Raw genomic sequence first — 9,599 nt, forward strand, 5'->3', positions numbered from 1 at the left:
CTCACACGCAGGAAACATGCCGAGTATAGGGTCGATCCATGCCTGACGACGCTCCCTTCCTCGACCTCGTGATCCGCGCCTCCGACGTGCTGACCGAGAACGGCCGGCGTCCGGCCAGCATCGCGATCGCCGAGGGCCTGATCGTCGCGGTCGGCGAGCGGGACGCCCCCTGGCGGACCACGGAGGAGATCGTCCTCCCCGAGGGCCAGGTCCTGATCCCGGGGATCGTCGACACTCACGTGCACGTCAACGAGCCGGGCCGCACAGAGTGGGAGGGCTTCGCCTCCGCCACCCGCGCGGCCGCAGCCGGGGGCGTCACCACGATCATCGACATGCCGCTGAACTCGATCCCGCCGACCACCACGGTGGCGGGGCTCGAGGCCAAGCGCGCGGCCGCCGGGCCGCCGGCGCAGGTGGACGTCGGATTCTGGGGCGGGGCGATCCCCTCGAACCTCGGCACGCTGCGCGAGCTCCACGACGCGGGCGTCTTCGGCTTCAAGTGCTTCCTCTCGCCGAGCGGAGTGGACGAGTTCCCGCACCTGAGCCGGGAGCAGCTCGTCGAGGCGATGCGCGAGATCGCCGCCTTCGACGGACTGCTGATCGTGCACGCCGAGGACCCGGCCGAGCTGGAGGCGAGCGCGCTGGAGCCCGGCGCCTCCTACGGCGCGTTCGTCGACTCCCGCCCGCCCGCCTCCGAGCGCAGCGCGATTCTGCACGTGATCGAGGCCGTCCGCGAGACCGGCTGCCGCGCGCACATCCTGCACCTCTCCTCCGCCGACGCGCTGCCGCTCCTGCGCGAGGCGAAGGCCGAGGGGCTGCCGATCTCCGCCGAGACCTGCCCGCACTACCTCACCTTCGACGCCGGCTCGATCCCCGACGGCGGCACGCAGTTCAAGTGCTGCCCGCCGATCCGCGACGAGCGCAATCGCGAGCAGCTCTGGAAGGGGCTGCTCGACGGGACGATCGACATCATCGCCTCGGACCACTCCCCCGCCACCGCCGAGCTGAAGCTCCCCGCCGGCGGCGACTTCGGCGTCGCCTGGGGCGGGATCTCGGGACTCGAGCTGAGCTTCCGCGCGGTCTGGACCGGGGCCCGCGAGCGGGGCATCCCGCTCGAGCAGGTCGTCGCCTGGATGTCCACGGCGACCGCCGCGTTCGCCGGGCTCGGCCAGAAGGGCCTGCTGCACGCGGGGTCCGACGCCGACCTGGTCGCGTTCGACCCGGAGGCGCAGTGGCGCGTGGACGTCGACGCCCTCTCGCACCGGAACCCCGTCTCGGCCTACGAGGGCCGCGTCCTCCGCGGCGCCGTCGCCGCCACCTGGGTCGGCGGCCGCCGTGTCACCACCGAGACGGTCCCGCCCGCCGGGCGCCTCCTCAGCCGCCCCTGACCTCGACACGCCGATCCCCCGCCTCCCTGACGACACCTCGGGGAGCTCCACCGCTCACGCCGAACGCCGCCGTGTCATCGGCAGGTTTCGAGCGTGTGAACGGAGGCGGGTCGGAGCCGCGGAGCGGGCGGATCGCACAAGACTCGGAGTCCCGGCGGCGGCTCCTCGGGATGCTCCGCCGGTGCGCGGAGCCCCCGGCAGGCGCGAGGCTGGCAGACGGGCTCGCAGGAGCCGCGAGCAGCACGGGCACCACCGCGTGACCGGGCCCGGCCGCACGGAACGGACAGGAGCGGACATGTCGATCATCCTCGGGGACCACCAGTACGGGAAGGCCGAGAACCGCGTCGTGCGGATCTACCGCGAGACCCCGCGGCACGAGATCCACGACGTCAACGTCTCCACGGCCCTCCGCGGCGACTTCGAGGCCGCGCACCGAGAGGGCGACCAGTCGGCCGTCCTGCCCACGGACACGCAGAAGCAGACGGCGTACGCCTTCGCCAAGGAGAAGGGCCTGCGCTCGATCGAGCCCTACGGCCTCGAGCTGGCCCGCCACTTCGTCGACGGCTACGAGCCCGTCCACGGCGCCCGCATCGAGATCGAGGAGTTCGCCTGGGAGCGCGTGCTGGTGGACGGGCGCGAGCACGACCACACCTGGGTCCGGAAGGGCCAGGAGACGCGGATCGCGTCGGTCACGGTCGAGGGCTCGGGCGACGAGCGGCGGATCTGGATCACCGGCGGCTTCAAGGACCTCACGATCCTGAAGTCCACGGGGAGCGAGTTCCACGGCTTCCTCACCGACCCGTACACGGTCCTCCAGCCGACGAACGACCGGGTGATGGCGACCTCGCTGGTCGCGAAGTGGCGCTTCGCCCTGAGCGAGGACGAGATCGCGGCGATGGACTGGGAGGCGGTCTACGCGGGCGTCAAGGCGCTCATGACGAGCCGCTTCGCGACCGTGCACTCCCTCGCCCTCCAGCAGACGCTCTTCGAGATGGGGAAGGCGGTCCTGGAGGAGTACCCGCAGATCGTCGAGATCCGTCTCTCCGCGCCGAACAAGCACCACTTCGTCTACGACCTCTCGCCCTTCGGCGTCGAGAACGACAATGAGGTCTTCCACGCCGCCGACCGCCCCTACGGGCTGATCCAGGCGAGCGTCACCCGCGACGACGCGCCGCCCGCGGGATCCGCCTGGACCGCCTACACGGGCCTGGTGTGACCGGCGCCGGGGGCGTCCACCGGGGGCACGTGCTGCACGTCGCCGGGGGTGCGACGCTCGCGACCGCGCGGGAGTCGCTGGTGTCGATCCCGGACGGCGCTCTCGCCGTGGACGAGGACGGCACGATCGCCTGGGTCGGTCCGTACCGCGAGCTGCCGGACCGCTTCGCGCTCCTACCGGTCTCCGGCGACGCCGCGTCGATCCTGCTGCCCGGCTTCGTCGACGCGCACGTGCACTTCCCCCAGACGTTCTCGACCGACGGCTTCGGCGGCGGCCAGCTGCTCGAGTGGCTCGACCGGACGGTGTTCCCGGCGGAGGCGCGTCTCGCCGACCAGGAGTTCGCCGACGTCGTCGCGCACGCCTTCACCCGGCGGCGGGTGGCCGCGGGCACGACCGCCGCGATGGTCTTCGGCTCCGCGTTCCCGGCCGCGCAGGACGCCCTCTTCGAGCGCACCCGCGAGGCGGGGCTGCGGATCGTGTCGGGGCGCGGCATCCAGACCACGGGCCCGGCCTCGGCGGCTCCCCTGATCACCTCCGAGGAGGAGGCGCTGACGCTCGCGTCGGAGGAGATCGACCGCTGGCACGGGAGGGACCCGCTCCTGCAGGTCGCGCTCGTCCCGCGGTTCTCGCTATCCGTCACTCCCCGGACCCTCGGAGCGCTCGGCGACCTCTACGACGACGTCCGCGGACGCGGCGTCTACGTGCACAGCCACCTCAACGAGAACGACCGGCCCGGCGACGGCGAGATCGCCGCCGTGCTCGGCTCGTACGGCACCCGCAGCTACCTCGACACCTACGACGGGCTCTTTCTCCCCGGCTCCGCGCGCGGAGGATCCTCCCTCCTCGGGCCGCGCACGATCCTCGCCCACGCCGTGCACTGCCAGGACGCGGAGCTGCACCGGATGGAGGAGACCGGCACCTCGATCGCCCACTGCCCGACCTCGCAGCAGTTCCTCGGCTCCGGCACCATGCCCTGGCGCCGGACCGTCGCCTCGGGGGTCACTGTCGCCCTCGGTTCGGACGTGGGCGCGGGCGACGAGTGGCTGCTGGCGCGAGTGGCGAACGACGCCTTCAAGGTGCACCTCTCGGAGCCCGGCGACGCGGCCGTCGCCCTGCATCCGGCCGAGCTCCTGTTCACGGCGACGCTCGCCGGCGCGCGGGCGCTCGACCAGGAGGAGCGGTTCGGCAGCCTCGACCCCGGGAAGGACGCGGACTTCCTCCGCATCGAGCCCGACCGGTGGGAGCCGCTCGCCGACGTCCTCGCCCACGGGATCCGCGCGGACGACGAGGAGGAGGCGACGGCCCAGCTGCTCTTCGCCCTGCTGATGACCCTGCGCGAGCCGGCGATCGCCGCGGTGCACGTCCGGGGCAGGCGGATCGTGGCTCCGGAGTGACGGGGCCGGCCCGGGAAGCGCGGTGCGGACCGCGCGCACCCGGCCGTCAGCGCAGGCGCAGCGCCAGGAACAGGTCGGCGCGGTCCGCGGTGTCCGACAGGTCGCGCTGCGTCAGCTCCTCCACCCTCGCGATGCGGTACCGCACCGTGTTCAGGTGCAGGTGCGTCTGCTCCGCCGTGCGCACCCACGAGCCGCCGCAGTCGAGGAACGCCGCGAGCGTGGCGACCAGCTGCGAGCCGTAGCGCGCGTCGTGCTCGACGAGCCGCCCGAGCACCAGCTCGACGAACACCGAGCGCAGGTGGTCGGGGACCGCGCTCAGCAGCTGCACGGCGGAGGTGACCTCCCCGGAGTCGCTGACCCGCACCGGAGCGTCGTCGCCCGGAGAGCCCGGCAGCAGCATCCCGTAGCGTGCCGAGCGGAGGGCGCCGCCGAGCGCGGGCAGCGGAGTCGCGGCGCTCGTCCCGACGCGCAGCACGGCGCCCGGCCACGCGGCTCCCGCTCGTCGCAGCGCCGAGGTGACGACGGCGAGCGGATCCGCGCCGGTGGGGATCGCATCGGTCGCCTCGGTGGGCAGCACCGCCACCGCGCAGCCCTGGGCGTCGCGTCCGACCACGGCGCGGCCCAGGTGCGCGGCGGCGTCGACCAGGACACGGCGCGCCAGGTCCGGGGGCGCGTCGCCCTCGAACTCGGCGGCGACCACGGCGCACCGCCCGGCGCCGCCGAGTCCGAGCTGCCGCAGGTACACCGCGGCCTCGGGCTGCTCGCTGTCCTCCTCCACGAGCTCGAGCAGGCGGTCGGCGAGAGCGGAGTCGGCCGAGAGCGCCGCCTCCCGCTGCAGCCGGTAGACCCCCACGACTCCGGCGAGCTCCGTCACGGCGTCGAGTACTGCGGCGGGCCAGTCGTTCCAGTCGCCCCCGACGACGACCAGCCAGGAGGTGGCGCGGTGCTCGCCCGCGCCTGCGACGGTGAGGACCGACAGGGCGCCGCCGCGGGCGTCCGCGACCACGACCGGGCTGCGCCGGGCCGTGAGCGCCGCGTGCACGACCCGCTCGATCTCCCCCAGCCCCAGGGGCGAGGCGGAGGCCGCGGTCCGGCCGGTGGCGGTCAGCACCGACACGGGGAGTCCGAGCTCGCGCGAGGTGCGCGTGACGAGCTCGTCGAGCTGCTGCCCCCGGTAGACCTCCGTCAGCAGCTCCCGCTGGCGGGCGAGGGCGGCCGTCAGCCGGGCCACGCGGTCGCCGGCGAGAGCGTTCGACAGGTGCGCCGTGATCGCGCCGAACGACACATCGGCCGGCACGGCGATCAGCGGGACGTCGTGCTCGCGGCAGGCGACGACGAGGTCGTCCGGCACGAAGCCCAGCAGCCCCTCGCCGGCGAGCAGAGCGCTGGCACCCGAGTCCGCGACCGCGGCGACGAAGGCCGCGCTGTCCTGGGCGTCCCGACGCCAGACCAGACCGGTCAGCACCAGCTGGTCGCGCGAGATGTAGCGGCGCGGGTCGAGGAGATCGGTCGTGAAGATGCCGTCGACCGGCCGGGCGAGCGCTCCGTCGCCGGCGACCAGCACGCGCAGCCGCAGCTGCGGCGCGTCGAGGACGTCCTGCAGCTGCATCAGCTGCCCCGGTAGGTCGAGTAGGCGAAGGGGCTGAGCAGGAGCGGGATGTGGAAGTGCGCCTCCTCGTCGTCGAGGCGGAAGGCGACGACGACCTCGGGGTAGAACGACTCGGTGCCCGAGGCGGCGAACCAGGCGCCGGTGTCGAAGACGACCCGGTGCACCCCGGCGGCCAGGCGCTCCGGCCCGAAGGTCGCCACGCGGCCGTCGTCGTCGGTGCGGGCCTCGGCGAGGCGCTCCCAGCCGGAGCCGGCACGGGCGTCGAGAGCCACCGGGACCCCGCGCGCGGGGCGGCCGCGGACGGCGTCGAGCACGTGGGTGGTGACGCGGCTGGCGTGCCCGCTCATCGTGCGGCCTCCGCCCGGACGAGGCGCCCGTCGTCGAGGCCGCGGACGCGCAGCACCGTGATCTCCCGCAGCTGCTCCGCGACGATGCGGGCCTCCGTCTCGTCGTCGAGCCCGAGCCTCCGCTCCAGCTCCGCGACGACCTCGGCCCGGTCGCGGCCGGCCGCGCGGAGGAGGAACACGCGCCCGAACCGCTCCTCGTAGGCGCGGTTGCCGGCCAGCAGCCGCCGGGTCAGCTCCTCGTCGCCCGTGCGGCTCGCAGCCTGCTCCGCGGCCGAGAACGCGGAGGAGCGCCCCGCGCCCGCGTGCCGCTCGCCGATCCGGGGGTGGTCGGCCAGCGCCGCCTCCACTTCCTCCTCGGTGAGCGTGCGCGTGGCCCGCTCGGCCGCGTCGGCGAGCGCGTCGGCCGACGGGTAGGGCGCGCCGGAGGCGACCTCGTCGGCCCAGCGGGGGACGGCGAGGCACGCGAGCAGCACGTCGCGGGCGGTCTCGGATCGGGTGTCGGTCATGCGGTCTCCTTCGTCCGGCGGAGCAGGGGCTCGGCCTGCGGCACGATGGTCGGATGGATCTGGTCGGGAGTCGGGACCTCGTCGGGCTGGTGCTCGCGGCGGGTGCGGGGCGCCGGGCGGGCGGCCCGAAGGCGCTGCGGTGCGACGCGGCGGGAGTTCCCTGGGTGGAGCGAGCCGTCGAGAGGCTCCGCGCGGTGGGCTGCGAGCGGGTGCTCGTGGTCCTGGGCGCGGAGGCCGGACGGGCGCGCCTCCTGGTGCCGCCGTCCGCGGACGTGGTCGTCGCGGCGGAGTGGGAGACCGGCCTCTCGGCGTCGCTCCGCGCGGGTCTCGCCGCGGCCGAGGGCGTCGCCGCGCTGGTCGCCCTGGTCGACCTGCCCGAGGAGCCGCCGAGCGTGGGGGCCCGGCTGCTCGCGGAGGCGCCGGTCGCGTCGGACGTGCTCGCCCGCGCGGTCTTCCGCGGTCGGCCCGGTCATCCGGTGCTGCTGGGACGGGACCACTGGCCGGAGCTCCTCGAGGGCGTGCACGGCGATTCCGGCGCGCGCGACCTGCTCCGCGCGAGGGGCGCGCGCGGGGTGGAGTGCGGCGATCTGTGGTCGGGAGCCGACCGCGACGGGCCGGACTGAGCGGTTCACGCCAGGCCCGCGTCGTCGAGGGCGGCGGCCAGCGCCCGCCAGGCCAGCGTCGCGCAGACGGAGCGGACGGGGTTGCCCGCGACCGCGAGCAGCGCCTGCTCCTCGCCGGCGAGAGCACCCTCCCGGTGCGCCATCGCCGCGAGGAACGCGTCGATCCGCTCCCGCATGTCCGACGCCGGCAGCCCGTCGAGACCGTCCACGAGCAGCGACGCGGATCCCCGCGAGACCTCGCACCCCCGCCCGCTCCAGGCGAGGCGCACCTGCTCGACGCCGCCGTCGACGCGCAGCTCGATCCGGTCGCCGCAGGTGGGGGTGATCAGCTCGGCACGGCCGAGGGCCGGAGTCGGGTCGGCCTGCCCGACGGGGTCCTTGGCGTGCGCGCGGATCAGCTCCGCCGCCTCGCTCACGGCCGGTCCTCCAGCTCGGCGAGCTCCGCGTAGGCCGTGCTGATCCCGGCGATCCGCTCGCGCGACTCCCTCGGCGACGCCCCGAGCACTCCGGAGGCCACGAGCGCGACCGCGCTCATCGCCGCCGCGTAGCTGTCCAGCGCTGTGCCGCTGTCGACCGGGCACTCCAGCCAGACCGCCGCGTGCTCCGCGTAGCGCCGGGCGGGCGGATCCGCGAGGAGCACCACGGGCACCTCGCGCGCGGCGAGCGTCCCGATCAGGGCCGCGAAGGAGGCGGGGCGGCGGCGGAAGCCGACCAGCACCACGACGTCCTCGGCTCCGAGCCCCTCGAGCTCCTCACCGAGCGACTGGCCGGGCTGCGGGGCGATCCGGACGCGTCCGCGCGCCTGCGCGAGCTGCTGGCGCAGGTGCAGCGCCACCGGGTAGCTGTTGCGCAGTCCGATCACGACGACCTCGCGTGCTCCCGCGATCAGCCGCACCGCCTCCTCCAGCCGCCCGTCGCCGAACGCGGCGGCCAGCCGGGCCAGGTTCGCCCGCTCGCTCTCGAGGTGCGCGGCGAGCGGATCCCCCTGTCCCTGCGCGGGACCGACCGGCACACCGGAGGACCGCAGCGCCCGGGCGTGCTCGCGCACCTCCTGCGAGTTCGAGAACCCCAGGCGGCGGAACAGCCGCGAGACCGTGGCCTTGGACACTCCGCTGTGCTGGGCGAGCTCGGTCGCCGTGTAGACGGCCAGGTCGCCGAGGTGGTCGAGGATGAAGTCGGCCGCCCGCTGCTCCTGCCGCGACAGCGCAGCGTAGCCGGCATCGATGCGGTGGCCGATGCTCGTCGAGGGGGCCGAGGCGGGGGTCACGCGGTCGGCGTCCCGTCGGCGAGCGCCAGCACGGCCGCCTCGAACGCGTCGAGCGCGGTCGCGACGTCGGCCTCGGTCACGTTCTCGTCCGGGTGGTGGCTGACGCCGCCCTCGCAGCGGAGGAAGAGCATCGCGTACTCGGCGAGGTCGGCGACCGCCATCGCGTCGTGGCCGGCCTTGGAGAACAGCACCATCGGCTCCGCGTCCCCGGTCGCGCGGATGCCCGCCCGCACGACGTCCTGCAGCCGAGAGGAGGCGACGACCGCGGGGGCCGAATGGGTCTCCTCCACCGTCAGTGCGAGCCGGCGGCGCGACGCCGACTCCGACATCGCGTGCTCGATGGCGTCCCACGCCGCGTCGCGCTGGGCGTCGGTCTCGGCGCGGAGGTCGAGGCTGAACTCGACCCGGCCGGGGATGACGTTGACCGCGCCCGGGAAGGTCTCGAGCCGGCCGACCGTGGCGATCACGCCCTGCTCCCGCGCGATGCGCTCCACCGCGAGCACGGCCTCGGCCGCCCCGGTGAGCGCGTCGCGGCGGCGGTCGAGCGGAACTCCGCCCGCGTGCCCGGCCTTGCCGGTGAGGGTGAGTGCGAAGCGGCGGGCGCCCGCTATCGAGGAGACCACGGCGAGGGCGCGGTCCGCCTCCTCCAGGTAGGGGCCCTGCTCGATGTGCGCCTCGAGGTAGGCGAGAACGTCCTGCGCGTCGCGCGCGGCGGTGCGGATGCGCGAGGGGTCCAGCCCGAACTCGTGGAACGCCTCGACGAGCGTCGTCCCGTCGGCGTCCTCGAGCTCCCACCAGTGCTCGTCCCAGGTGCCGGCGAGGGCGCGGGAGCCGAGGAGCGCTGTGCCGAAGCGGGTGCCCTCCTCGTCGCCGAACGCGACGACCTCGACGGCGAACGGCAGGCGCCGGCCCGCCCCGTGCAGGCGCGACACCACGGCGATCGCGAGCATCACGCCGAGGATCCCGTCGTAGCGGCCCGCGTCGGGCACCGTGTCGAGGTGCGAGCCGAGCAGGAGCGCCGGGAGTCCCGGAGTCGCGCCCTCGTAGCGGCCGCACTGGTTGCCGGCCGCGTCCTGCCAGGTGCGCATGCCGGCCTCGGTCATCCAGCGCGCGGCCATCGCGTTCACCCGGGCGTGCTCGGGCGAGAGGTAGACCCGCTCGATGCCGTCGCGGCTGGAGGAGACCGCGGCGAGCTCGTCGCAGCGGGCCATGATCGCGGCGGCGTCGAGGGCGGGGGCGGCGGTGGCGG

The 9,599-nt window shown here is 75.0% G+C and carries 10 protein-coding genes; 4 read left to right on the forward strand and 6 right to left on the reverse strand.

The features are described 5' to 3' along the window. Positions 1-38 precede the first annotated feature (38 nt). The 3 genes from allB (at position 39) to C5C39_RS07170 (ending at position 3,998) form a co-directional block, all read left to right on the forward strand. Complete coding sequence (gene allB / locus C5C39_RS07160) at positions 39-1,388, forward strand: allantoinase AllB (protein WP_104353013.1); 1,350 nt, start codon at positions 39-41, stop codon at positions 1,386-1,388. A 295-nt stretch (positions 1,389-1,683) separates the two neighbouring features. Next, entirely contained in the window at positions 1,684-2,604 is a 921-nt protein-coding gene (gene pucL, locus C5C39_RS07165) for a factor-independent urate hydroxylase (RefSeq protein WP_104234587.1), read from the forward strand. Continuing rightward, on the forward strand, positions 2,601-3,998 hold the full coding sequence (locus C5C39_RS07170; RefSeq protein WP_104353014.1) for an amidohydrolase family protein: 1,398 nt from the start codon (positions 2,601-2,603) through the stop codon (positions 3,996-3,998). Before pucL ends, C5C39_RS07170 begins: the two co-directional genes overlap by 4 nt. Before the next feature lie 46 nt (positions 3,999-4,044). Here C5C39_RS07170 and C5C39_RS07175 read toward each other — a convergent pair whose 3' ends face one another. The 3 genes from C5C39_RS07175 to uraD are packed head-to-tail and all read right to left on the reverse strand — an operon-like array spanning position 4,045 to position 6,460. Then, a complete protein-coding gene (locus C5C39_RS07175; protein ID WP_104226647.1) occupies positions 4,045-5,607 on the reverse strand; it encodes a PucR family transcriptional regulator in 1,563 nt (520 codons plus the stop codon). After that, positions 5,607-5,954: a hydroxyisourate hydrolase gene (gene uraH, locus C5C39_RS07180; protein ID WP_104353015.1), complete on the reverse strand. Its 348-nt coding sequence runs from the start codon at positions 5,952-5,954 to the stop codon at positions 5,607-5,609. Before uraH ends, C5C39_RS07175 begins: the two co-directional genes overlap by 1 nt. After that, positions 5,951-6,460: a 2-oxo-4-hydroxy-4-carboxy-5-ureidoimidazoline decarboxylase gene (uraD, locus tag C5C39_RS07185; protein ID WP_104353016.1), complete on the reverse strand. Its 510-nt coding sequence runs from the start codon at positions 6,458-6,460 to the stop codon at positions 5,951-5,953. Before uraD ends, uraH begins: the two co-directional genes overlap by 4 nt. Positions 6,461-6,513: 53 nt before the next feature. On the opposite strand from uraD, the gene C5C39_RS07190 reads away from it, so the two are divergent. After that, entirely contained in the window at positions 6,514-7,083 is a 570-nt protein-coding gene (locus C5C39_RS07190; protein ID WP_104353017.1) for an NTP transferase domain-containing protein, read from the forward strand. A gap of 5 nt (positions 7,084-7,088) precedes the next feature. Here the strand turns inward: C5C39_RS07190 and C5C39_RS07195 are convergent, their stop codons facing one another. The 3 genes from C5C39_RS07195 to C5C39_RS07205 all read right to left on the reverse strand — a co-directional run. Further along, a complete protein-coding gene (locus C5C39_RS07195) occupies positions 7,089-7,499 on the reverse strand; it encodes an iron-sulfur cluster assembly scaffold protein (protein WP_104353018.1) in 411 nt (136 codons plus the stop codon). Continuing rightward, on the reverse strand, positions 7,496-8,350 hold the full coding sequence (locus C5C39_RS07200; protein WP_104353019.1) for a MurR/RpiR family transcriptional regulator: 855 nt from the start codon (positions 8,348-8,350) through the stop codon (positions 7,496-7,498). Before C5C39_RS07200 ends, C5C39_RS07195 begins: the two co-directional genes overlap by 4 nt. Beyond that, positions 8,347-9,599 (reverse strand): allantoate amidohydrolase (locus C5C39_RS07205; RefSeq protein ID WP_258075791.1); only part of this gene is annotated, 1,253 nt, incomplete at its 5' end. The genes C5C39_RS07205 and C5C39_RS07200, both read right to left, overlap by 4 nt.

The sequence above is a fragment of the Rathayibacter sp. AY1F3 genome (assembly GCF_002931975.1).
GTDB lineage: Bacteria > Actinomycetota > Actinomycetes > Actinomycetales > Microbacteriaceae > Rathayibacter.